At 64.6% G+C, this 24,052-nt stretch carries 20 protein-coding genes; 5 read left to right on the top strand and 15 right to left on the bottom strand.

Translation table 11 applies throughout. The features are described from left to right. Position 1: 1 nt before the first annotated feature. Genes BLQ74_RS02820 through BLQ74_RS02810 form a run of 3 tightly spaced genes read right to left on the bottom strand, consistent with a single transcriptional unit; the run spans position 2 to position 3,944 of the window. The gene (locus BLQ74_RS02820; protein ID WP_090260634.1) at positions 2-1,141 is read right to left on the bottom strand and encodes an ABC transporter permease; all 1,140 of its coding nucleotides are present in this window, start codon (positions 1,139-1,141) and stop codon (positions 2-4) included. Beyond that, entirely contained in the window at positions 1,138-2,913 is a 1,776-nt protein-coding gene (locus BLQ74_RS02815) for an ATP-binding cassette domain-containing protein (protein ID WP_090260632.1), read from the bottom strand. The genes BLQ74_RS02820 and BLQ74_RS02815 overlap by 4 nt, the downstream gene beginning before the upstream one ends. Continuing rightward, positions 2,913-3,944 (bottom strand): HlyD family secretion protein, encoded by a 1,032-nt coding sequence (locus tag BLQ74_RS02810; protein WP_090260630.1) that lies wholly within the window; start codon positions 3,942-3,944, stop codon positions 2,913-2,915. Before BLQ74_RS02810 ends, BLQ74_RS02815 begins: the two co-directional genes overlap by 1 nt. A 113-nt stretch (positions 3,945-4,057) precedes the next feature. Between BLQ74_RS02810 and BLQ74_RS02805 the strand changes: the two genes are divergently transcribed. Further along, positions 4,058-4,738, top strand: coding sequence for a TetR/AcrR family transcriptional regulator (locus BLQ74_RS02805; RefSeq protein WP_090260628.1), 681 nt, complete (start codon positions 4,058-4,060; stop codon positions 4,736-4,738). Between the two features lie 118 nt (positions 4,739-4,856). On the opposite strand, the gene BLQ74_RS02800 is transcribed toward BLQ74_RS02805, so the two are convergent. Both BLQ74_RS02800 and BLQ74_RS02795 read right to left on the bottom strand, forming a co-directional pair. Then, positions 4,857-6,257: an amino acid permease gene (locus BLQ74_RS02800; RefSeq protein WP_090260626.1), complete on the bottom strand. Its 1,401-nt coding sequence runs from the start codon at positions 6,255-6,257 to the stop codon at positions 4,857-4,859. A gap of 95 nt (positions 6,258-6,352) precedes the next feature. Continuing rightward, positions 6,353-7,819 carry a glyceraldehyde-3-phosphate dehydrogenase gene (locus BLQ74_RS02795; RefSeq protein ID WP_090260623.1) on the bottom strand — a complete coding sequence of 489 codons (1,467 nt, stop codon included), beginning with the start codon at positions 7,817-7,819 and terminating at the stop codon, positions 6,353-6,355. A gap of 139 nt (positions 7,820-7,958) precedes the next feature. Between BLQ74_RS02795 and mfd the strand changes: the two genes are divergently transcribed. Together mfd and BLQ74_RS02785 are read left to right on the top strand one after the other, a co-directional pair. Next, positions 7,959-11,417 carry a transcription-repair coupling factor gene (gene mfd / locus BLQ74_RS02790; protein WP_090260621.1) on the top strand — a complete coding sequence of 1,153 codons (3,459 nt, stop codon included), beginning with the start codon at positions 7,959-7,961 and terminating at the stop codon, positions 11,415-11,417. Between the two features lie 8 nt (positions 11,418-11,425). Further along, positions 11,426-12,082, top strand: coding sequence for a CsiV family protein (locus tag BLQ74_RS02785; protein ID WP_090260619.1), 657 nt, complete (start codon positions 11,426-11,428; stop codon positions 12,080-12,082). A 67-nt stretch (positions 12,083-12,149) separates the two neighbouring features. On the opposite strand, the gene BLQ74_RS02780 is transcribed toward BLQ74_RS02785, so the two are convergent. Genes BLQ74_RS02780 through BLQ74_RS02765 form a run of 4 tightly spaced genes read right to left on the bottom strand, consistent with a single transcriptional unit; the run spans position 12,150 to position 15,183 of the window. Continuing rightward, a complete protein-coding gene (locus BLQ74_RS02780) occupies positions 12,150-12,887 on the bottom strand; it encodes an S-methyl-5'-thioinosine phosphorylase (protein ID WP_090260617.1) in 738 nt (245 codons plus the stop codon). Positions 12,888-12,896: 9 nt separating this feature from the next. Next, a complete protein-coding gene (gene nagZ, locus BLQ74_RS02775; RefSeq protein WP_090260615.1) occupies positions 12,897-13,895 on the bottom strand; it encodes a beta-N-acetylhexosaminidase in 999 nt (332 codons plus the stop codon). Positions 13,896-13,904: 9 nt separating this feature from the next. After that, the gene (locus BLQ74_RS02770) at positions 13,905-14,432 is read right to left on the bottom strand and encodes a L,D-transpeptidase (RefSeq protein ID WP_090260613.1); all 528 of its coding nucleotides are present in this window, start codon (positions 14,430-14,432) and stop codon (positions 13,905-13,907) included. Positions 14,433-14,475: 43 nt separating this feature from the next. Continuing rightward, positions 14,476-15,183, bottom strand: a complete 708-nt coding sequence (locus BLQ74_RS02765; RefSeq protein WP_090260612.1) for a TetR/AcrR family transcriptional regulator — start codon at positions 15,181-15,183, stop codon at positions 14,476-14,478. 242 nt (positions 15,184-15,425) lie between these two features. Between BLQ74_RS02765 and lexA the strand changes: the two genes are divergently transcribed. Both lexA and sulA read left to right on the top strand, forming a co-directional pair. Beyond that, complete coding sequence (gene lexA / locus BLQ74_RS02760; protein ID WP_090260610.1) at positions 15,426-16,040, top strand: transcriptional repressor LexA; 615 nt, start codon at positions 15,426-15,428, stop codon at positions 16,038-16,040. A gap of 11 nt (positions 16,041-16,051) precedes the next feature. Further along, the gene (gene sulA, locus BLQ74_RS02755) at positions 16,052-16,525 is read left to right on the top strand and encodes an SOS-induced cell division inhibitor SulA (protein WP_090260608.1); all 474 of its coding nucleotides are present in this window, start codon (positions 16,052-16,054) and stop codon (positions 16,523-16,525) included. Between the two features lie 12 nt (positions 16,526-16,537). Here the strand turns inward: sulA and BLQ74_RS02750 are convergent, their stop codons facing one another. The 6 genes from BLQ74_RS02750 to fadB form a co-directional block, all read right to left on the bottom strand. Further along, entirely contained in the window at positions 16,538-16,774 is a 237-nt protein-coding gene (locus BLQ74_RS02750) for a hypothetical protein (RefSeq protein WP_090260606.1), read from the bottom strand. 101 nt (positions 16,775-16,875) lie between these two features. Further along, positions 16,876-17,397 carry a DUF6586 family protein gene (locus tag BLQ74_RS02745; RefSeq protein ID WP_090260605.1) on the bottom strand — a complete coding sequence of 174 codons (522 nt, stop codon included), beginning with the start codon at positions 17,395-17,397 and terminating at the stop codon, positions 16,876-16,878. Between the two features lie 65 nt (positions 17,398-17,462). Continuing rightward, complete coding sequence (topA, locus tag BLQ74_RS02740; protein WP_090260603.1) at positions 17,463-20,072, bottom strand: type I DNA topoisomerase; 2,610 nt, start codon at positions 20,070-20,072, stop codon at positions 17,463-17,465. A gap of 96 nt (positions 20,073-20,168) precedes the next feature. After that, a complete protein-coding gene (locus BLQ74_RS02735; protein ID WP_090260601.1) occupies positions 20,169-20,426 on the bottom strand; it encodes a DUF1653 domain-containing protein in 258 nt (85 codons plus the stop codon). Between the two features lie 141 nt (positions 20,427-20,567). Beyond that, positions 20,568-21,743 (bottom strand): acetyl-CoA C-acyltransferase FadA, encoded by a 1,176-nt coding sequence (gene fadA / locus BLQ74_RS02730; protein ID WP_090260599.1) that lies wholly within the window; start codon positions 21,741-21,743, stop codon positions 20,568-20,570. 30 nt (positions 21,744-21,773) lie between these two features. Further along, positions 21,774-23,921 (bottom strand): fatty acid oxidation complex subunit alpha FadB, encoded by a 2,148-nt coding sequence (gene fadB, locus BLQ74_RS02725; protein ID WP_090260597.1) that lies wholly within the window; start codon positions 23,919-23,921, stop codon positions 21,774-21,776. Positions 23,922-24,052 lie beyond the last annotated feature (131 nt).

The following is a 24,052-nucleotide window of genomic DNA, read 5'->3' as shown; positions in this document are numbered from 1 at the left end:
TTCAATCCAGCCTCTTGCGCGTGGCCACTCGCGCCAGGCCGAGCAGCAGCGCGGCGTAGCCAGCGAGTATGGTGCAGTTCTTGATGATCAGCGGCCAGGGGTCGCCGGCGAGGAACAGCGATTTGACCAGTTCCATGAAGTAGGTCGCCGGCAGCAATTCGCTGACCACGCGGATGGCCAGCGGCACATTGCGCAGGTCGAAGATGAAGCCGGACAGCATCAGCGCCGGGAGGAAGCTGGCGATCAGGGAGATCTGGCTGGCGAGGAACTGGTTCTTGGTCACCGCGGAAATCAGCAGGCCGATGCCCAGGGCAACCAGCAGGTAGAGCATGCAACTGAACAACAGGACCAGCAGCGAGCCATACATCGGCACATGGAACAGAAAGCGCGCGGCCAGCAGACACAGGGCCAGGCCGAGCATGCCGACCATGAAGCAGGGAATGATCTTGGCCAGGAGGATTTCCACCGGATGCACCGGGGTCACGAACAGCGCCTCCAGGGTGCCGCGCTCCCATTCACGGGCCATGACCAGGGCGGTGAGGAAGGCGCCGACCAGGGTCATGATCAGCACGATCAGGCCCGGCACCAGGTACCAGGTGCTGGTGTTGGCGGCGTTGAACCACATGCGCTGCTCGATGCGCACCCCGCCCATGGCCCGGCCAGCATTGCGCGCGCTCTGCTTGGCGCCCCACAGCGCCAGGGCCTGGTTCAGGTAGTTGTTGACCCCGGTGGCGCGGGTGGCATCGGAGCCCTGCACCAGCAGCAGGAGCTGGGCATCGCCGTCCTGCAGGCGGCGGCTGAAGTCGCCGGGCAGGTAGACCAGGGCATCCACCTCGCGCGCAGCCATCAGCCAGCGGCCCTCCTCGAAGGAGCCCAGGCGGATCGGCTGCAGGTATTCCGAGGGGCTGATGCTCGCCAGCAGGTCGCGGGCCTGCGGCGCCGGGTCGTCCTGGACGATGGCCACGCGGCTGTGGCGCACGTCCAGCGACAGGCCATAGCCGAAGATCAGGATCAGCACGATGGGCAGGCCGATGCCGATCATCAGGTTGCTGCGGTCGCGCAGCAGCTGGCGCGTTTCCTTGCGCGTCAGCGACAGCAGACGTCGCCAGAAACCCTGGCTGGCCGGGCGCGCAGCGCTCATGCCGGGGCTCCCGCGGCGTGGTTGGCCTGTTCGCGGGCCTGCACCACGATCTCGATGAAAGCCTGTTCCATGTTCAGCGAACTGCCCACGCCGCCGGCCTGCTCGCGTACCTGCTGCGGCGTGCCCATGGCGAGGATGCGCCCGGCGTCCTGAATGACGATGCGGTCGCAGTACTCCGCCTCTTCCATGAAGTGGGTGGTGATGATGATGGTGGTGCCGCCCGCCGCCAGCGCCGTGATGCGCTGCCAGAAGCCGCGCCGCGCGAGGGGATCGGCACCGCTGGTGGGCTCGTCGAGGAAGAGGATTTCCGGCTCGTGGAGCAGCCCGACGGCCATCGCCAGGCGCTGCCGGTAGCCACCCGGCAACTGGCCGCTGGGCGCGCCGCCATGCCCGGCGAGATCGAACTGCCGCGACACCTGCTCGATACGCCGGTTCAGGTGGGCGCCATGCAGACCATAGGCGCCGCCGAAGAACTGCAGGTTCTCGCGCACCGTGAGGTTGCCGTAGAGAGAATACTTCTGCGACACGTAGCCAATACGGCGGCGCGCCTGGGCGCGGGCGTGACGCAAGTTCACCCCGGCCACCTGCAGGCTGCCGGAAGACGCCGGCAGCAGCCCGCAGAGCATGCGGAAGGTGGTGGTCTTGCCGGCGCCGTTGGGGCCGAGCAGACCGAATATCTCACCGCGCGCGACGGCGAAGCTGGTGCGGTCCACGGCGACGAAATCACCGAAGCGGCGCACCAGGTCCTTCACCTCGATCACCGCTTGCTCATCCGCGGCGGCGGCCTGGGCCGTGCCCCTGAGCGCCTCGACGTCCACTTGCTCGGCGCCGCTCTTGGCCCGCAGCAGGACCATGAAGCCGTCCTCCAGGCGCGACGCCACCTCACGCACCGGCGCGCCGTCGAGCAGGCTGCGCAGTCGCTGCGGATCGGCATCGCGCTGTTCGATGAAACGCACTTCACCGCCCTGCGGCACCGCATCGATGACCGTCTGCGGCTCCTGCAGCAAGCGTGCTTGCAGGGTACGCGCCGGTTGCCCGGCGGGCGGCACGGCGATCCGACAGAGGCCGTCGGCCTGCCGGCGAATATCGTCCGGCACGCCCTGGGCGAGCATCTGTCCCTGGTGCAACAGGTAGACCTCGGCGCATCGCTCGGCCTCGTCAAGGTACGAGGTGGTGAGCAGCACGCTGAGCCGCTCCTCCTGCACCAGTTGCTGGACGATCTCCCACAGCTCGCGCCGCGACAGCGGATCGACGCCCACAGTGGGTTCATCGAGCAGTAGCAGTTGCGGCAAACGCACTAGCGTGCAGGCCAGCCCGAGCTTCTGCTTCATGCCGCCGGAGAGCTTGCCCGCCGGGCGTTCGGTGAAGCGCGTCAGGTCGGTCATGTGCAGCAGGCGCTGGTAGCGCTGCTGGCGTTCCTCGCGGCCGACGCCGTGCAGGTCGGCATAAAGGTCGAGGTTTTCCTGCACGCTGAGGTCTTCGTAGAGGCCGAAGCGCTGCGGCATGTAGCTGATGCGGTCCTGCACCGCCTGCGGATCGGCGCCGACATCCACGCCGAGCACGTTCAGGCTGCCGCGGTCGGCACGCATGAGGCCGGCGACCAGACGCAGAAAGGTGGTCTTGCCGGCGCCGTCCGGACCGACCAGCGCGGTCAGGCTGCCCTCGCGCACGCGCAGGTCGATACCGTGCAATGCCTGCACGCGCTGGCCGGACTCCTTGACCAGGAACTGCTTGGCAATGCCCTGGGCATCGATCACATACGGCGAGGGCATCAGCGCGCGGTCCCGTCCTGCGCGACCCCGGCCTGGTCGGCGCGGGCGATGCGCACGGTGGCGGGCATGCCCAGGCGCAGGCGGTTGTCCTTGTCCGCCACCAGCACGCGCACCTCGTAAACCAGTGCCGTGCGCAATTCCTCGGTCTGCACCGCCTTGGGAGTGAACTCGGCGACGTCGGAGATATAGCCGATGCGTCCGTCCACGGGTTGTTGCGGCTGGCTGTCGGTCGTCACGCTGGCGCGCATGCCGGGGCGGATGTGGCCGAGCTGCGCTTCGTTGACATAGGCACGCACCCATTTCGGATCGCTGATCGCCAGGGCATAGACGGCGCGCTGCGGCGACGCCATGTCGCCCGGTTCCAGCAGGCGCGAACGCACCAGCGCATCCTGCGGGGCACGCAACTCGCTTTCCGCGAGGTTGTGTTCGAGCAGCGCCAGTTGCGCGCGCGCCGCCTGCAATTGCGCCTCGGCCTGGGCGATGTCTTCCGCGCGCGGACCGATCTGCGCCAGGCGCAAGGCCTTCTGCCGCTCCTCCAGCTGGGCCTGGCCGACCTTCAACTGGGCGCTGGCGTTGTCCAGATCCTGCTGGCTGACCGCCCGTCCGCCGGGGCTATTGGCGCGAATGCCCTGCAAGCGATGCAACTGGGTAGCGGCCAGATCGACCTGCGCCCTGGCCGCCTCCGCGAGCGCCTTGGCCTGGGCGATCTCCTCCGGCCGCGAGCCGTTGTGCAAGCGCAGCACGCTCTGCTCCTGAGCGGCGATCTGCGCCTTGGACTGCTCGATCTGCAGGCGCAGCACGCGCGTGTCGAGGGTCGCCAGCACCTGGCCGGCCTTGACCGCGTCGCCCTCCTCCACGCGCATCTCGGCGATGCGCTCACTGCCGGTGAAGGCCAGCGAGACCTGGCGGATGTCGACGTTGCCATAGAGCACCAGGTCGCCGCTGCGATCCTCGCCGGAGCGCTGGTACAGCCAGATAGCCGCCGCGACCAGCAGCAGCAACGGCACGACGATGACAAGCTTCTTGCGCATGATGACGACTCGCGACCCTTTGGCGACAAAGGCAAGCATAGACAACGAATTCAAATTTGAATTTGATATCGCGCAGTTCTAGGCTCAGTTGACCCCATCGCCAAGACGCGCCCATGCCTGGAATCCCCAACAGCGGCCAACACCAGCCCCCACGCACGCCGCGCGCGGATGGCGAGGCCACCCGGCAGAGGATTCTCCGGGCCGCCGGACAACTGTTCGCCGAGCGCGGCTACGCCGAAACCACCAGCAAGGCCATCTGCGCACTGGCGCAAAGCAACCTGGCCGCGGTGAACTACCACTTCGGCAGCCGCGAAGGGCTGTACCGCACCCTGCTGCGCGACATGCACCGTTACCTGATCAGCTACGACCAGCTCGAACGGCTGACCCGCAGCGCCCTGGCGCCGCGCGACAAACTCGCCGGGTTGATCGACGCCCTCACCCTCAACGTCACCCAAGGCGAGCGCTGGCAGGCGCGCCTCTGGGCACGCGAGCTGCTTTCGCCCTCGCCGTTTCTCTCGGAACTGATCGACCAGGAAGCCATGCCCAAGGTGCGCCTGGTGTTGAGCCTGCTCAGCGAGATCACCGGCATCCCGGCCCAGGACCCCGCCCTGCTGCGCTGCCTGCTCAGTGTGATGGCGCCCTACCTGATGCTGCAGGTGGTCAATCGCGAGATTCCCAGCCCGCTGACCGGGATCTTCGAACAGACCGCGGAAGAGCTAGCGCAGCACCTGAAGACCTTTGCCCTGGCCGGGCTGGAAGCGCTGGCACTGGAGCATCGGAAAGGCACCTTGTAGCGCCGCCGGTGCCTGGCTACCGGCGACGCTCAGCGCTGGCTCACCAACCGAGCCGACATGAAAAAAGTCCGCACCCCGGTGGGGATGCGGCCTTTTCAAGGCGCACGGCTGGGCTGGGTCAGGCGGAGACCCGCGCCTCGCCTTTGCGCTTGATCAGGTAGCAGACGCCCATGAAGACCACCCACACCGGGATCGCATACACCGACACGTCGATACCCGGAATCATCAGCATGATGCCGAGAATGAACAGGACAAAGGCCAGGCACAGGTAATTGCTGAACGGATACCACAGCGAACGGAACGCCGGCGTCACGCCTTCGCGGTTCTTCGCCCGGCGGAACATCAGGTGCGCCAGGCTGATCATCGCCCAGTTGATCACCAGTGCCGCCACGACCAGGGACATCAGCAGTTCCAGGGCGCGCGCCGGAATCACATAGTTCACCACCACGCAGGCCAGGGTGATGAACGCCGAGACGCCGATGGCCAGCATCGGCACACCGCGGTCGTCGACCTTGGCGAAGGCGCGTGGGGCATCACCCTGCTCGGCCAGGCCGTAGAGCATCCGGCTGTTGCAGTAGACGCAGCTGTTGTACACCGACAGCGCCGCGGTCAGGACCACGAAATTCAGCACGTTGGCCGCGATGTCACTGCCGATCAACGAGAAGATCTGCACGAAGGGGCTGCCGCTGTAGGGATCGCCGGAGGACGACAGGGTCGCCAGCAGCTTGTCCCAGGGATACAGCGAGAGCAGCACGGCCAGCGCGCCGATATAGAAGATCAGGATGCGGTAGATGACCTGGTTGATCGCCTTGGGGATCACCTTCTTCGGCTCCGAGGCCTCGGCCGCGGTAATGCCCACCAGCTCCAGGCCACCGAAGGAGAACATGATGATCGCCAGGACCATCACCAGCCCCTTGATGCCGTTGGGGAAGAAGCCGCCATGGCTCCACAGGTTGCTCACCGAGGCCTGCGGACCGCCATGCCCGCTGAGCAGCAGGTAGCAGCCGAGCAGTATCATGCCGATGATCGCCGCCACCTTGATGATCGCGAACCAGAATTCGGTCTCGCCGAAGGCCTTGACGTTGAACAGGTTGATGGCGTTGATCAGGACGAAGAACACCGCCGCGGTGACCCAGGTCGGCACGTCCGGCCACCAGAAGTGGATGTATTTGCCGACCGCGGTGAGCTCCGACATGCCCACCAGGATGTACAGCACCCAGTAGTTCCAGCCGGACATGAAGCCGGCGAAACCACCCCAGTATTTGTGCGCGAAGTGGCTGAAGGAACCGGCCACCGGCTCTTCGACGATCATCTCGCCGAGCTGGCGCATGATCAGGAAAGCGATGAAACCACCGATGGCATAGCCGAGGATCATCGACGGGCCAGCGGATTGCAGGACACCGGCCGAGCCCAGGAACAGGCCGGTACCGATGGCGCCACCCAGAGCGATCAGCTGGATGTGGCGATTCTTCAGGCCGCGCTTGAGCGAGCCTTCGTGCAGATGGGGGTGTCCATCCATTGCGGGGTTCCTCGGTAGAGGGGTGGGGATCTTATCGTTATCTCTGGAACGAAAAACGGGAGCCCGAGAGCTCCCGTTTTCCTGGATCGCCTGGCTTAGCGCGGGAAGGCCGGCGGGTTGACCCCAGCCATGTCTTCCATCACGCGGACCACCTGGCAGCTATAGCCGAACTCGTTGTCGTACCACACGTAGAGCACGACGCGGTTGTCGTTGCAGATGGTGGCTTCGGCATCGACCACACCGGCGTGGCGCGAACCGACGAAGTCGGTGGAAACCACTTCCTGCGAGTTGACGAAATCGATCTGCTTCTGCAGGTCCGAGTGCATGGCCATCTGGCGCAGGTACTCGTTGATCTCTTCGCGGGTGGTGGCCTTCTCCAGGTTCAGGTTGAGGATGGCCATGGAGACGTTCGGCGTCGGTACGCGGATGGCGTTGCCGGTCAGCTTGCCCTTCAGAACCGGCAGGGCCTTGGCGGCGGCGGTGGCGGCACCGGTCTCGGTGATCACCATGTTCAGCGGGGCGCTGCGGCCACGACGGCTGCCTTTGTGGAAGTTGTCGATCAGGTTCTGGTCGTTGGTGTACGAGTGAACGGTTTCGACGTGGCCATTGATGATGCCGTACTGGTCATTCACGGCCTTGAGCACCGGCACGATGGCGTTGGTGGTGCAGGAGGCGGCGGAGATGATCTTGTCGTCGGCGCTGATGTCGCCATGGTTGATGCCATGCACGATGTTCTTCAGCGCACCCTTGCCAGGAGCGGTGAGGACCACGCGGTCGACACCCGGGCACTTCAGGTGCTGGCCCAGGCCTTCGGCGTCGCGCCACTTGCCGGTGTTGTCGACCAGCAGGGCGTTCTTGATGCCGTACTGGGTGTAGTCGATCGACGCCGGGTCGTTGGAGTAGATCACCTGAATCAGGTTGCCGTTGGCAGTGATGGTGTTGCTGGCTTCATCGATGGTGATGGTGCCGTCGAACGGGCCATGCACGGAGTCGCGGCGCAGCAGGCTGGCGCGCTTGACCAGGTCGTTCTCGGCGCCCTTGCGGACGACGATGGCGCGCAGACGCAGGCCGTCGCCACCACCGGTCTTCTCGATGAGGATGCGCGCCAGCAGGCGGCCGATACGGCCGAAGCCGTAGAGCACGACGTCGGTGCCTTCGCGGCCGGAACCGTTCTGCTTGCCGACCACATCGGCCAGCTCGTCCTTGACGAACTGCTCGATGCTGCGGCCGTTACCGTCGGCCTTGAACTTGGCAACCATCTTGCCCAGGTCGACCGACGCGGCGCCGAGCTTCAGCTCGCTCATGGCCTTGAGGATCGGGAAGGTGTCGTGGACCGACAGTTCGACATCGTCGGCCAGGCGGTGACGGGCGAAACGGTGGGCTTTGAGGATCGCGATCACCGAACGGTTGATCAGGCCACGGCCGTAGATCGAGGTCACCACATTGTTATTGCGGTAGAGCTGGCCGATCAGCGGAATCATGGCTTCCGCGAGGGCTTCACGATCAATCCACTCACCGAGACACTGGTCGGGCTTCTGAGTCACGGGCAATACCTTCCACATGTAGGAGAAGAAAAAAGGGGCTACATTATGACGGCGCACGCAATCGCCGGCAATCTGCAGCGCTGCAAAGACTGACAGCCGTCAATCCGGATAGTTACAATCCCGCCGGTCAAATTCCTGACCGGAGCCCGCTACGCCCGTGTCCGTATTGCGCATTCCCGCCCTGCCGGCCGCGGCCGGCAAGCAAACCTGGGGCAACCTGCCCGGCGCCACCCTGAGTCTGGCCATCGCCGAAGCCGCCGCCCCGGCCAAACGTTTCACTTTATTACTGACCGCCGACAGCCAGAGTGCCGAACGGCTGGAGCAGGAGCTGCATTTCTTCGCTCCCGATTTGCCGGTTTTGCAGCTGCCGGACTGGGAAACCCTGCCCTACGACGTCTTTTCGCCGCACCAGGACATCATTTCCGAGCGGATCGCCACTCTTTACCAGTTGCCGGAACTGAAGCACGGCGTGCTGGTGGTGCCCATCACCACGGCCCTGCACCGCCTGGCTCCGGCGAAATTCCTGCTCGGCAGCAGCCTGGTGCTGGATGTCGGGCAAAAGCTCGATGTCGAACAGATGCGCGTGCGCCTGGAGGCCGCCGGCTACCGTTGCGTGGACACCGTCTACGAACATGGCGAGTTCGCCGTGCGCGGCGCGCTGATCGACCTGTTCCCGATGGGTAGCGAACTGCCCTACCGGATCGACCTGTTCGATGACGAGATCGAGACGCTGCGCACCTTCGACCCGGAGAACCAGCGCTCCATCGACAAGGTGCAGAGCATCCGCCTGCTGCCGGCGCGCGAATTTCCCCTGCGCAAGGAGGCGGTGACCGGCTTCCGTAATCGCTTCCGCGAGCGCTTCGACGTCGACTACCGGCGCTGCCCGATCTACCAGGACCTGGCCAGTGGCCTGACGCCGGCGGGGATCGAGTACTACCTGCCGCTGTTCTTCGAGGAGGGTGAAACCTCCACCCTGTTCGACTACCTGCCGCAGGACACCCAGGTGTTCTCCCTGCCGGGCATCGAGCAGGCCGCCGAACAGTTCTGGAACGACGTACGCAACCGCTACGAGGATCGCCGCTTCGACCCCGAACGGCCGCTGCTGCCGCCGGCCGAGCTGTTCCTGCCGGTGGAGGACTGCTTCGCCCGGCTCAAGCACTGGCCACGCGTGGTGGTCAGCGCCGAGGACGTCGAGCCGGGCGTCGGCCGCGAACGCTTCCCCGCCGAGGCGCTGCCGGAACTGGCCATCGAAGCCAAGGCCAGCGAGCCCTTGGCGCGCTTGCGCCGCTTCATCGAGGAATTCCCCGGGCGCATCCTGTTCAGCGCCGAATCCGCCGGGCGCCGCGAAGTACTGTTGGAATTGCTGGCGCGCCTGAAGCTCCGCCCCGGCGAGGTGGATGGCTGGGCGGCGTTCCTCGCCCTGCCGGAACGCCTGGCCATCACCATCGCGCCGCTGGACGACGGCCTGCTGCTGCAGGACGGCGCCAAGGGCGTGGCACTGATCGCCGAGAGCCCGCTGTTCGGCCAACGCGTCATGCAGCGCCGGCGCCGCGAAAAGAGCCGCGACGGTGGCGAAAACGTCATCAAGAACCTCACCGAGCTGCGCGAAGGCGCGCCGGTGGTGCACATCGACCACGGGGTCGGTCGCTACATGGGCCTGATCACCCTGGAGATCGACGGGCAGAACGCCGAATTCCTCGCCCTGGCGTATGCCGACGAGGCCAAGCTCTATGTGCCGGTGGCCAACCTGCACCTGATCGCCCGCTACAGCGGCAGCGACGATGCCCTGGCGCCGCTGCACAAGCTCGGCTCGGAAACCTGGCAGAAGGCCAAGCGCAAGGCTGCCGAACAGGTCCGCGACGTCGCCGCCGAACTGCTCGACATCTACGCCCGCCGCGCCGCGCGCAAGGGTTACGCATTCAAGGACCCGCAGGTCGACTACGCGACCTTCGCCGCCGGCTTCCCCTTCGAGGAAACCCCGGACCAGCAGTCGGCGATCGACGCGGTGATCGCCGACATGCTCGCCGACAAGCCGATGGACCGCCTGGTCTGCGGCGACGTCGGCTTCGGCAAGACCGAGGTGGCCATGCGCGCGGCCTTCGTCGCCGTGCACAGCGGCCGCCAGGTGGCGGTGCTGGTGCCGACCACCCTGCTCGCCCAGCAGCACTACAACAGCTTCCGCGACCGCTTCGCCGACTGGCCGGTGACGGTCGAGGTCATGAGCCGCTTCAAATCGGCCAAGGAAGTCGAAGGCGCCGTGCAACAACTGGCCGAGGGCAAGGTGGACATCGTCATCGGCACCCACAAGCTGCTGCAGGACGACGTCAAGTTCAAGAACCTCGGCCTGGTCATCATCGACGAGGAGCACCGCTTCGGCGTGCGCCAGAAGGAGCAGCTCAAGGCCCTGCGCAGCGAGGTGGATATCCTCACCCTCACCGCCACGCCGATCCCGCGCACCCTGAACATGGCCGTGGCCGGCATGCGCGACCTGTCGATCATCGCCACGCCGCCGGCGCGCCGGCTGTCGGTGCGCACCTTCGTCATGGAAGCGCAGAACACTGTGATCAAGGAGGCGCTGCTGCGCGAGCTGCTGCGCGGCGGCCAGGTCTACTACCTGCACAATGAGGTGAAGACCATCGAGAAGTGCGCCCGCGACCTGGCCGAACTGGTACCGGAAGCGCGCATCGGCATCGGCCATGGGCAGATGCACGAGCGTGACCTGGAACGGGTGATGAGCGACTTCTACCACAAGCGCTTCAACGTGCTGGTGGCCTCGACCATCATCGAGACCGGCATCGACGTGCCCAGCGCCAACACCATCCTCATCGAGCGCGCCGACAAGTTCGGCCTGGCCCAGCTACACCAGTTGCGCGGCCGCGTCGGGCGCAGCCACCACCAGGCCTATGCCTACCTGCTGACGCCGCCGCGCAAGCAGATGACCCCGGACGCCGAAAAGCGCCTGGAAGCCATCGCCAACGCCCAGGACCTGGGCGCCGGCTTCGTCCTGGCCACCCACGATCTGGAAATCCGCGGCGCCGGCGAACTGCTCGGCGAAGGCCAGAGCGGGCAGATCCAGGCGGTCGGCTTCACCCTTTACATGGAAATGCTCGAGCGCGCGGTCAAGGCGATCCGCAAGGGCGAACAGCCCAATCTGGAGCAGCCGCTGGGCGGCGGTCCGGATATCAACCTGCGGGTGCCGGCGCTGATCCCCGAGGACTACCTGCCCGACGTGCACGCCCGGCTGATCCTCTACAAGCGCATCGCCAATGCCGTGGACGAAGACGGCTTGCGCGAACTGCAGGTGGAGATGATCGACCGCTTCGGCCTGCTGCCTGAACCGGCGAAGAACCTGATACGTCTGACCCTGCTGAAACTGCAGGCGGAAAAGCTCGGCATCGTCAAGGTAGATGCCGGACCGCAGGGTGGCCGGGTAGAATTCGCCGCCGATACCTGCGTCGACCCGCTGTTGCTGATCAAGATGATCCAGAGCCAGCCGAACCGCTACAAGTTCGAAGGCGCGACCCTGTTCAAGTTCCAGGTGCCCATGGAGCGCCCGGAAGAACGCTTCAACACCCTCGAGGCGCTGTTCGAACGCCTCGCGCCCAACAAATCCTAAGGACCAGTATGTTCCGCTATCTGTTGCTGTTGCTTGTCCTGCTCGCCCCCGCGAGCTTCGCCGACGACCTTTACCAGGTCGAAGTCATCCTGTTCCAGCAGGACGGCGACATCGTCCAATCCAGCCAGCCGGCCCCCGACGACTGGGCCAAGGGCGCGCAGCCGCCGGCGCCGGACAGCCGCTGGCCGACCGCCCTCGACGCCCAGGCCAACAAACTTCGCCAGACCCAGGGCTATCACGTGCTGATGCACAAGTCCTGGAAACAGAGCATTGGCGAGACGCCGGTCAAGATCGCCCTCAACGAAGGCAAGGAGCAGGACGGCCACTTCCCGGTGGAAGGCACCCTGACCCTCAGCATGCAGCGCTTCATCGACACCCAGACCGACTTCTGGATCAACCGGTTCGGCGCCGACGGCTTCCTCGCCAGCAGCCAGCACATGGTCCAGGACGTGCGCCTGAAGAACGGCATCCTGGCCTACCTCGACCACCCCAGCCTGGGCATGCTGATCAAGGTCAGCCCGCTCAACGCCAAACCGGCCAGCCCGCCGCCGCCCGGCATGGACGAGGACGCCCCGAGCGGCGCGCAAGCACCGCAGCAGCCAGCCCCCGCCGCGCCGGCCAATGGCGGCTTCGACGCCCCGCCGCCGAGCGAACCCGCGCAGTAAATGAAAAAGGCCGCAGCGATGCGGCCTTTTTCATGGACGTGTCCCGTCGTCAGTTCCGCGGGCGACCTCAGCCCACCAGCACCCGCGCCAACACTTCACGCACCTTGCCGATGCCCTGCTGCAGCGCCTGCTCGATCTCGGCCATGGTGATGATCCCGCTGGACTTGCCGGCCGCCGGATTGACCACCAGCGACAGGCAGGCATAAGGCAGCTCCAGTTCACGAGCCAGCGCGGCCTCGGGCATGCCGGTCATGCCGACGATGTCGCAGCCATCGCGTTCGAGCTTGGCGATCTCCGCCACGGTCTCCAGGCGCGGCCCCTGTGTCGCCGCGTAGACGCCGTGGCTGCTGTGCGGATAGCCGAGCGAGCACAGCGCTGCGATCAACTGCTGGCGCAGACCTTCGTCATAGGGGTGGCTGAAGTCGATATGGGTGACATGATCGATGTCGCCCGCGAAATAGGTGTGTTCACGGCCCCAGGTGTAATCGACGATCTGGTGTGGCACGCACAGGTGGCCGCTGCCCATGGCCGCATGAATGCCGCCTACCGCGTTCACCGCCAGCAGCGCTTCGGCCCCGGCCTGCTTGAGCGCCCAGAGGTTGGCGCGGTAATTCACCTGGTGCGGCGGGAAGCGGTGTGGATGGCCATGGCGCGCGAGGAACAGCACCTCGCGCCCGGCGTATTCACCACGCTGGATGGGCGCCGATGGCGCGCCATAGGGCGTATCCAGGCTCAGCGAGTCTTTCAGGGTCAGGCCTTCCAGTTGGGTCAGCCCGGTGCCGCCGATGATGGCGTAGACGGTCATAGCGAATCCTCAGTCGATCAGTTGCGCCGCGCGCAGTTCTGCCACGGCCTGCTGCCAGCGCGGCAGCTGCTTGTATTCAGTCCCAGGCCAGGCCTTGGCGCGCATCCGCGGCAGGCGTGCGGGCGGGCTGACTTTCAGGCGCTGCAAGGCGCCCAGGGCCAACTCGGCGGCGGCGCGGTCATTGCACACCAGCCCCATGTCGCAACCGGCACCGAGCGCCGCCTGAATGCGGCTGGCGGCATCACCGACGACATGGGCGCCGGCCATGGACAGGTCATCGCTGAAGATGACCCCATCGAAGCCCAGCTCTCCGCGCAGGATGTCCTGCAGCCAACGGCGCGAGAAGCCGGCCGGCTGCGCATCGACCTCGGGGTAGATGACATGGGCCGGCATCAGGGCATCGAGCTGTCCGGCCAAACGCTGGAACGGTACCAGGTCGGTACGGCGAATCTCCGCCAGGCTGCGCTCATCCTCGGGGATGGCCACATGGGAGTCGGCTTCGGCCCAGCCGTGTCCGGGGAAATGCTTGCCGGTGGCGGCCATGCCTGCCCCATGCATGCCACGAATGAAGGCGCCGGCCAGTTGCGCCGCGCGCTCCGGGTCGCCCTCGAAGGCACGGCTGCCGACCACCGCACTGCGCTGGTGATCGAGGTCGAGCACCGGCGCAAAGCTCAGGTCCAGACCGGCCGCCAGCACCTCGGTGGCCATCAGCCAGCCGCACTGCTCGGCGAGACGCTCGGCATTGGCGTTATCGGCGATGGCACGCATCGCCGGCAACCGCAAGAAGCCCTGGCGCAAGCGCTGTACCCGCCCGCCTTCCTGGTCCACCGCCAGCAGCAGGTCCGGGCGAATCGCACGTACTGCCGCGCACAACTCGCGCACCTGGCGCGGGCTTTCGATGTTGCGGGCAAAGATGATCATGCCGCCCACTTCGGGCTGGCGCAGGATGTGGCGGTCGTCGGCGGTCAACCAGGTACCACCGATATCGAGCATCAGAGAGCCATGCATAGGATTTCCTTAAATGATTGCCGCCGTCCGCCAGAGCGGCTGGGGCGATTCGTCGAGGCGCACGCGGCAATGAAGCGGTACACGTGGAAAGAGCGCCAGCAGATCGGCGTTGCGCAAGCGCACGCAGCCGTGGGACAGCGGAATGCCCATGGGTTCGCAGTCAGGCGTGCCGTGCAGGTAAATGTAACGACGGAAGGTATCCACCGGCCCCAGGCGATTGACGCCGGGCTCGCAGCCACTGAGCCAGAGAATGCGGGTAAGGATCCAGTCTCGACCGGGGAAGCGCCCATGTAACTCGGGCGTCCAGACTTCACCGGTCCAGCGCCTGCCACTAAGCACCGCGCCGGCGGGCAAGCCGTCGCCGATCTTCGCCCGCACCTGATGCAGGCCGCGTGGCGTGCATCCCGAGCCCTGGCGCTCGCCAGGGCCGGCCAGCGCGGTGGACACGGGACAACGCAGCATCAGGCGCTCTCCGGCGAAACCGTAGAGCGCCTGATCGGCAAAGGAAATGTGCAGCAGGTCAAGCAGATCGGCCATGGGCCGCTAGCTTAGCCGATCGCCCAAGGCACGCCCAGCGGCCTCAAGCCTTGGCGGGCGCCGGCGATTTGTTGCGGGGCTTGAGCTGGGCGCCGGCCAGGGATGGATCGCTGACACCGCTGTCGGCGCGCATGCCCGCAGCGAGGAACGGCACCATCAGGCGCATCACTTGCTCGATGGAGGTACTGACGCCGAAGTCGTTCTCCGCCATCGCGCGCAGCGCCTTGATCCCGGACATACTGAACGCAGCGGCACCCAGCATGAAATGCACACGCCAGAACAACTCGATGGGGGGAAGACGCGGCGCCGCTTCGTTGACCAACTGCATGTAACGACGGAAGACCTTGCCGTAGACCTCTTCCAGATACTTGCGCAGGTGTCCCTGACTCTGACTGAAGGCCAGGCCGAGCAGACGCATGAAGATCGACAGATCGTTGCCGCTACGCGGTTTCACCGCCATCGCCTGCACCACCAGCAATTCGAGCAGCTCTTCCAGGGTTGGGCGCGGTGCGTCGGGCTTGGCCTGACGACGATCCAACTCTTTTTCCAGACTGGCGCAGAACGGCCCGAGAAAGCGCGAGAAGACCGCCTGGATCAGCGCCTTTTTCGAGCCGAAGTGGTAGTTCACCGCCGCCAGATTGACCCCGGCTTTGCTGGTGATCAGACGCAACGAGGTTTCGGCGAAGCCTTTTTCCGCGAACAACTGCTCCGCAGCATCGAGGATGCGTTCAACGGTTTCCGACTGGGCCATGGGCACTCTTACCTGACAAACACTTGTTTGAAACTTACGTTTCACTGCAAGCCATTGTCAAGCAACGCGGGGAGAATTGTTGCAGAAACTCGGGCAATGCGACGAACGATACCAGCAAGACGCCTGCCAGGTCCTTCAGGTTACATCAGCCTCCTGCAATTCGCCCCGGCGAAATAATTCGTTGCCAGCGCCAAGGCACTGTATATAATCCCAGCAACTGTATAAAAAGACAGAGTAGGGACATGCAGAAGCTGACGCCGCGCCAAGCCGAGATCCTCGCCTTCATCAAGCGTTGCCTGGAAGACAACGGTTACCCGCCGACCCGCGCCGAAATCGCCCAGGAACTGGGCTTCAAGTCGCCCAATGCTGCCGAGGAACACCTCAAGGCTCTGGCCCGCAAAGGGGCGATCGAAATGACGCCAGGCGCCTCGCGCGGCATTCGCATCCCCGGCTTTGAACCCAACACCGCCGCCAACGACGATGAACTGCCGATCATCGGCCGTGTCGCGGCAGGCGCCCCGATTCTCGCGGAACAGAACGTCGAAGACGCCTGCCGCATCAATCCAGCCTTCTTCAACCCACGCGCCGATTATCTGCTGCGCGTGCGCGGCATGAGCATGAAGGATGTCGGCATCTTCGATGGCGACCTGCTCGCCGTGCATGTCACCCGCGAAGCGCGCAACGGCCAGATCGTGGTCGCCCGTCTCGGCGAGGAGGTCACGGTGAAACGCTTCAAGCGCGAAGGCAGCAAGGTCTGGCTGATCGCCGAAAACCCGGAATTCGCGCCGATCGAAGTCGATCTCGAAGAGCAGGAACTGATCATCGAAGGCTTGAGCGTCGGCGTCATCCGCCGCTAACAGGAGGCACCATGCAGTACCCCCAGCCGCTGAACATCGCCCAACTGCCCCTCTTTCAGGAAGCGCTCTGGGCCAACGCCAGCGAGCCACTGCTGATGCCTCTGGTAGAACCGGATCGCCTCGAAGAGCAGGCGTTCAGCGAAATCTCGCTACGCGGTCTCCCTGGAAACTGCCTGACCTTGCTGGCACCCATTCTGCGCGAACTCAGCGAAGAGCAAGACGCCCGCTGGCTGACCTTGATCGCCCCGCCTGGCAGCCTGACGCCTGACTGGCTGCGCAAAGCAGGAATGAATCGCGAGCGCATCCTGCTGCTGCCGGCCCGCGATCAGGCGGCGGCCCTGAGCCTGGCCTGCGAAGCGTTGCGCATGGGGCACAGCCACACCGTCGTGAGTTGGCTACCGGCACTCAGCGGCAGCGCCCGCGCGCAACTATCCCGCGCCGCTGTCGTCGGACAGGCGCAGAGTCTCAATATTCGCTTGGGATAAAGGGACGTGAAATCAGTGCAGGACGCGAGGCGCGCCGTCCTGCTCGACATCGCCACCTTCAGCGAGGCGGCCGGCCATTTGCACACCGACATTGAACATCGCCTTGGCGATCTCGATATGCTGGCCCTGCAGGAAACCCTTGGCATCGCTGGAGAACTCCAGGGTCACCAGCGCCTCCTCATCGTCCGCGCGACGCAGCACGATGCGCCCGTCGGGCAGCTCTACGATTTCCAGAAATGAGGTCGGCATGGCAAAGTTCTCTCACAGCAGAACGCGCATTGTAACAGTCATGGCCGCCATGCCCTAGCCCAACCTACCCCAATCCACCCTCGCCCAGGATGGATGGCTCATCACAGCTCAGTCAGTGCCCCACGGAAACGCAGGACCATTTCCTTCAGCGACTTGCGCCAGGCCTCCAGCTCGGCATTGGCCAACGGCTGCGGCTCGTCGGCATCCAGGCTGACAGCCTGGATCAACGGCTGGGTCGGGTCCGTCTTGACCTTGCGCGGCTCACTCGGCGGCTGGAACAACGCCGCATAGGCAGCCAGGAGACGAGCCAACCAGGTTTCCGGCTGCTGGACCAACTCCACCAGTTCAGCCAGCTCAGGGCTTGGCGCGGCGGCCAGCACCTCGGCATTCAGCAGCAGCTCGACGCGCGGGGCGGCGGCTTGCGGTAGCCGATAATAGCCGGCGATTTCATGGGCAACGCCCAACACAGCGCCGTACAGATGGAAAAGCGCTGCTTCTCGCTCTGCCTGGATCAACGCCTGGGCATTCATCGCGCGGCCGGATTCGGCATTGCGCCAGGCCTCCAGAGCCAAGCCAGCGAAGTACAGCTTCTGATTGGTGCGGGTATAGAGTTCTTGAGCCATGGGCGCGCCCTCCTGCGGTCATTCGGCAGTATATGCGCGCCCCGCCAGGCGGGGCGCGCCATACATCAGCGCTTGTCTTCGACCTTCCACTTGCCGCCGTCGAAGAACGCACGCCAGCCGGTGGGCTTGCCATCGACTTCGGACTGCACGTACTGCTCCTTGGTCTTGCGGCTAAAGCGGATCACCGCCGGGCGGCCATCCGGGTCCTTCTGCGGCGCCAAGAGCAGGAAGTGGTACTTGGGATCCAGTTCATCCTTGTGCGGAATCAACTCGCCAACCAGCGGCGCGCGAGTCTCGCGATTCTTCGGGAACTGGCTGGCGGCGAGGAACAGGCCGGAGGCGCCGTCACGCAGCACATAGACGTCGTCGACCTTTTCGCACTTCAGTTCGGGCATGCGAATGGCGTCCATCTTCGGCGGGGCCGGCTCGCCATTCTTCAGCAATTTGCGGGTGTTCTTGCAGCTGGCATTGGTGCAACCGAAGAACTTACCGAAACGGCCGGTCTTGAGCTGCATCTGGCTGCCGCACTTGTCGCATTCCAGGCTCGGACCTTCATAGCCTTTGATGCGGTACTGACCTTCCTCGATCTCGTACCCCAGGCAGTCCGGGTTGTTGCCGCAAATGTGCAGCTTGTGCGTCTCATCCAGCAGGTAGGCGTCCATCGCCGTGCTGCAGATCGGGCAGCGGTGCTTGCCACGCAGCACGCGGGACTCCGACTCACCCTCGTCATCCGCGGCGATCTCGTCGCCCGGAATCAGGTTGACGGTGGCCTTGCAGCGCTCTTTCGGCGGCAGGCTGTAGCCGGAACAACCGAGGAACACCCCGGTGGAGGCCGTGCGGATCATCATCGGCCGACCACAATCGCGGCAGGGAATATTGGTCGGGGTCGGCTGGTTAGCGCGCATCCCCTTCTCGCTGACCTCGGCTACTTCGAGCTTTTTCTTGAAGTCGCCATAGAACTCGTCCAGCAGGTGTTTCCAGTCGCGCTCGCCCTGCGCCACATCGTCGAGATTCTCCTCCATGCCGGCGGTGAAGCCGTAGTCCATCAGGTTGGAGAAGCTCTCGTTGAGGCGGTCGGTGACGATGTCGCCCATCTTCTCGGCATAGAAGCGCCGGTTGTGGGTGGTGACGTAGCCACGCTCCTGGATGGTCGAGATGATCGCCGCATAGGTGGACGGGCGACCGATGCCGCGCTTTTCCAGCTCCTTGACCAGGCTGGCTTCGGAGTATCGCGCCGGCGGTTTGGTGAAGTGCTGGCTGGGATCGAGCGTGAGCAGCTTGAGCAGCTCGCCCTGGGCCATATCCGGCAGGACATCGTCCTCGCCCGGCTTGCTCTGCTGCGGCAGCACCTTGGTGTAGCCATCGAACTTGAGGATGCGGCCCTTGGCGCGCAGCTCGAAGTCACCGGCGGCGACGCTGACGGTGGTCGACAGGTACTCGGCCGGCGGCATCTGGCAGGCGACGAACTGACGCCAGATCAGGTCGTAGAGGCGCTCGGCATCGCGCTCCATGCCGGACAACTGAGTGGGCTTCAGGTTGACATCGGACGGGCGGATCGCCTCGTGCGCCTCCTGGGCGCCTTCCTTGCTCGAATAGAAATTCGGCTTGGCCGGCAGGTATTTCTTGCCGAACTCGCTGTCGATGAAGCCGCGCACCATGTCGATGGCGTCGGCCGACAGGTTGGTCGAGTCGGTACGCATATAGGTGATATAGCCAGCTTCATACAGACGCTGGGCCATCATCATGGTCTTCTTCACGCCGAAACCGAGGCGGTTGCTCGCGGCCTGCTGCAGCGTAGAAGTGATGAAAGGCGCGTTAGGACGGCTCGACGTCGGCTTGTCTTCGCGCTTGGCCACCGTGTAGGCGGACGCTTTCAGCTTCTCCAGCGCGGCCATGGCCTGGGCTTCGTTCAGCGGCTTGAAGGCCTCACCCTTTTCACGGACGACCTCGAAGCGCGCCTTTTCGCCCTTGGGCGTGCCCAGATCGGCGTGCACCTCCCAGTATTCTTCCGGAACGAAGGCGCGAATTTCACGCTCGCGCTCCACGACCAGTTTCACCGCTACCGACTGCACACGCCCCGCGGACAGGCCGCGAGCGATCTTCTGCCACAGCAGCGGGGAAACCATGTAGCCCACTACGCGATCGAGGAAGCGCCGCGCCTGCTGGGCATTGACCCGGTTGATATCGAGCTCGCCCGGGTGAGAGAAGGCCTCCTGAATGGCCTTCTTGGTGATTTCGTTGAACACCACGCGCTTGTAGCGGGTGTCATCGCCACCGATGGCCTCGCGCAGGTGCCAGGCAATGGCTTCCCCTTCGCGGTCCAAGTCGGTTGCGAGATAGATGGTGTCGGCGTCCTTGGCCAGGCGGCGCAGTTCCTCGATGACCTTTTCCTTGCCGGGCAGGATCTCGTACTTGGCTTTCCAGCCGTGTTCCGGATCGACGCCCATGCGCGTGAAGAGCTGCTTCTTGGCCTTCTCCTTGGGCGACAGCGCCGGCGCTTCCGCGGCAGTCTTGCGACTCTTGGCGGCTGCCGGTTCCTTGGCACTCGACGATCCGCTGGTGGGCAGGTCGCGGATATGGCCGATGCTCGACTTCACCACGTACTGGTTGCCCAGGTACTTGTTGATGGTCTTGGCCTTGGCCGGTGATTCCACGATGACCAGCGATTTACCCATGGATCGGAAGATTCCTGCGTCGAAAAGATGAATATAAGGAGGGAGGCGCCCGGAACGGCACCGCTATATATAGTGGCGGTCCGCCCAAGGTCAAGCTCAGGATTTGCTGGAGCTGGCCTCTACCAACTTCAGTGGATCATTTTCTGGGGTTATCAGAGCAAAGCGTGGAACCAGCTCTCCGTCCACCTCGACCGCTTCGGTGAACATGCTCAAGGGACGCGCCCAGAGCCCGAATTCGCCGTAAAGCGCCTGGTAGATGACCAGCGGTTCGTCGCTTTCCGAATGCCGCGCCACACCGACGACGCGGTACTGCTGGCCCTTGTAATGACGATAAAGCCCTGTCTGCAATGGCATCTCAGCTCTCCCTCGGCCTGCAAAAAAGCCGCGATTCTCCAGGGCCCGGGCGCCACAGGCAATCCCATGGCGCACGGAAAAACGAAAGCCGGGGCACAAGGCCCCGGCTCGTCCATCTTCGATAGCTTAGACGGGACCGCCTTAAACGCGCTCGAAGACAGTGGTGATGCCCTGGCCGAGGCCAATGCACATGGTCGACACGCCGAGGGTGCCGCCGTTCTGCTTCATCACGTTCAGCAGGGTGCCGGAAATCCGTGCACCGGAGCAGCCGAACGGGTGACCCAGGGCGATGGCGCCGCCGTGCAGGTTGACCTTTTCTTCCATCTTGTCGAGCAGTTTGAGGTCCTTCAGCACCGGCAGAGCCTGTGCGGCGAAGGCTTCGTTGAGCTCGAAGAAGTCGATGTCATTGATGCTCAGGCCAGCGCGCTTGAGCGCTTTCTGGGTAGCCGGCACCGGGCCGTAGCCCATGATTGCCGGGTCCACGCCTGCCAGGGCCATGGCGCGAACCACGGCCATCGGCTGGATACCCAGGTCCTGGGCGCGCTGGGCGGACATCACGATCATGCAGGAAGCGCCGTCGGTGATCTGCGAGGAAGTCCCCGCGGTCACGGTGCCGCCTTTCGGGTTGAAGGCCGGCTTCAGTTGCGCCAGGGCTTCCACGGTGGTTTCCGGACGGATGGTCTCGTCGAAGTCGAAGACTTTCAGGAAGCCGTTCTCGTCATACCCTTCCATCGGGATGATTTCGTCTTTGAACTTGCCTTCCTGGGTCGCCTTCCACGCCAGACGGTGCGAACGGGCACCGAACTGATCCTGGGCTTCACGGGTAATGCCGTGCATCTTGCCGAGCATTTCCGCGGTCAGGCCCATCATGCCGGAGGCCTTGGCGGCGTGCAGCGACAGGTGCGGGTTCGGGTCGACGCCATGCATCATGCCGACGTGGCCCATGTGCTCCACACCGCCGACGACGAAGACGTCACCGTTACCGGTCTGGATCGCCTGCACGGCAGTGTGCAGGGCGCTCATCGACGAGCCGCACAGGCGGCTGACGGTCTGAGCGGCACTGGTGTGCGGGATCTGGGTCATCAGCGAGGCCATGCGCGCGATGTTCCAGCCCTGCTCCAGGGTCTGGTTGACGCAACCCCAGATGACGTCCTCGACTTCCGCCGGGTCGACCTTCGAATTGCGCTCCAGCAGTTTGCTGATCAGGTGCGCGGACATGTTCTCCGCGCGGGTGTTGCGGTGCATGCCGCCCTTGGAACGACCCATCGGGGTGCGGCCGAAGTCGACAATGACGGCGTCTCTCGGATTCAGGCTCATAAATTCACTCTCGCTCTATTCGTTGCGCACTCAACCGAAGAACTTCTGGCCGTTCTTGGCCATTTCACGCAGCTTCGCGGTCGGGTGGTACAGCGGGCCCAGATCGGCATACTTGTCGGCCAGGGCGACGAATTCGGCTACGCCGATCGAATCGATGTAGCGCAGCGCACCGCCACGGAAGGGGGGGAAACCGATGCCGTAGATCAGGCCCATGTCGGCCTCGGCGGCGGTCTCGACGATGCCGTCTTCCAGGCAACGCACGGTTTCCAGGCACAGCGGGATCATCATGAAGTTGATGATGTCTTCGTCGCTGAGTTCACGCTGCTCGACCACGATCGACTTGAGCAGTTCGTAGGCCGCCGGATCGCTGACCTTCTTCGGCTTGCCGCGCTTGTCGGTTTCGTAGGCGTAGAAGCCCTTGCCGTTCTTCTGGCCCAAGCGGTTGGCTTCGTACATGACGTCGACGGCGGTCTTGCCTTCAACGGCCATGCGATCCGGGAAGCCTTCGGCCATCACATCGCGGCCGTGGTGGCCGGTATCGATGCCGACCACGTCGGACAGATAGGCCGGGCCCATGGGCCAGCCGAACTTCTCCATGATCTTGTCGATGCGCGCGAAGTCGACACCGAAGCCCAGCAGCTTGGAGAAGCCGCCGAAGTACGGGAAGAGCACGCGGTTGACCAGGAAGCCCGGGCAGTCGTTGACCACGATGGGGTTCTTGCCCATCTTCTTGGCGTAGGCAACGGTGGTGGCAACGGCCACGTCGCTGGACTTTTCGCCACGGATGACTTCCACCAGCGGCATCATGTGCACCGGGTTGAAGAAGTGCATGCCGACGAAGTTTTCCGGACGCTTCAGGGCCTTGGCCAGCAGGCTGATGGAGATGGTCGAGGTGTTGGAGGCGAGGATCGCGTCCTCTTTGACCGCCCCTTCCACTTCGGCCAGCACGATCTGCTTGACCTTCGGGTTCTCGACCACGGCTTCGACGACGATGTCGACGTTACCGAAATCGCCGTAGGACATGGTCGGGCGAATGGCGTTCAGCGCTTCGGCCATCTTCGCCGGGGTCAGGCGACCTTTCTCAACGCGCTTGCCGAGCAGCTTGGAGGCCTCGTTCAGCCCCATCTGGATACCCTCTTCGCGGATATCCTTCATCAGGATCGGGGTGCCCTTGACTGCCGACTGGTAGGCGATGCCGCCGCCCATGATGCCGGCGCCGAGCACGGCGGCCAGTTTCACGTCCTTGGCGACTTCGTCGTATTGCTTGGATTTCTTCTTCAGTTCCTGGTCGTTCAGGAACAGGCCGATCAGGCTTTCCGCGACCGGGGTCTTGGCCAGCTTGACGAAGCCCTGGGCCTCGATTTCCAGCGCCTTGTCACGACCGAAGTTGGCGGCTTTCTGGATCGACTTGATGGCTTCGACCGGCGCCGGGTAGTTCGGCCCGGCCTGGCCGGCGACGAAGCCCTTGGCGGTCTCGAAGGCCATCATCTGCTCGATGGCGTTGAGCTTGAGTTTCTCCAGCTTGGGCTGGCGACGGGCCTTGTGATCCAGCTCGCCGACGATGGCGCGCTTGACCAGGTCCAGCGCGGCGGCCTGCAGTTGCTCAGGGGCGACCACGGCGTCGACGGCGCCGACTTTCAGGGCGTCCTCGGCGCGGTTTTCCTTACCGGAGGCGATCCACTCGACGGCGTTGTCCACGCCGATCAGGCGCGGCAGGCGCACGGTGCCGCCGAAGCCCGGATAGATACCCAGTTTGACTTCCGGCAGACCGATCTTGGCGGTGGCGCTCATTACCCGGAAGTCGGCCGACAGGGCCATTTCCAGGCCGCCGCCGAGGGCGATGCCATTGATCGCAGCGACGGTGGGCACGTTCAGGTCTTCGAAGTCGCTGAAGATATTGTTGGCTTCGAGGTTGCCGGCCAGCAGCTCTTCGTCGGGCAGCTTGAAGTTGTCGACGAACTCGGTGATGTCGGCGCCGACGATGAACACGCCCTTGCCGCTGGTCACGATCACGCCCTTGACGGACGCATCGGCCTTGATGGTATCCACTGCCTGACGCAGTTCATTCAGGGTGAGCCGGTTGAACTTGTTGACGGACTCGCCCTTGAGGTCGAAATTCAGCTCGACGATGCCGCTCTCAAGAGCCTTAACCGTGATGGCTTTACCTTGGTAAATCATCAACTGATCTCCACGCTAGGGAAGCTTGAACTCACGCACCGGTCGCCGTGTATCGGGACGCTCTGCAGTCGCCGAGCATAGTCCCAAAGCCTGCGGCACACCCGCCGGTGCGATAGCCGGGGCGACATGTT

It is taken from the genome of Pseudomonas panipatensis (assembly GCF_900099785.1).
Lineage (GTDB): Bacteria > Pseudomonadota > Gammaproteobacteria > Pseudomonadales > Pseudomonadaceae > Pseudomonas > Pseudomonas panipatensis.
Note: the sequence above shows the minus strand (reverse complement) of the source record. Positions and strands in the feature narration are given on the sequence as shown.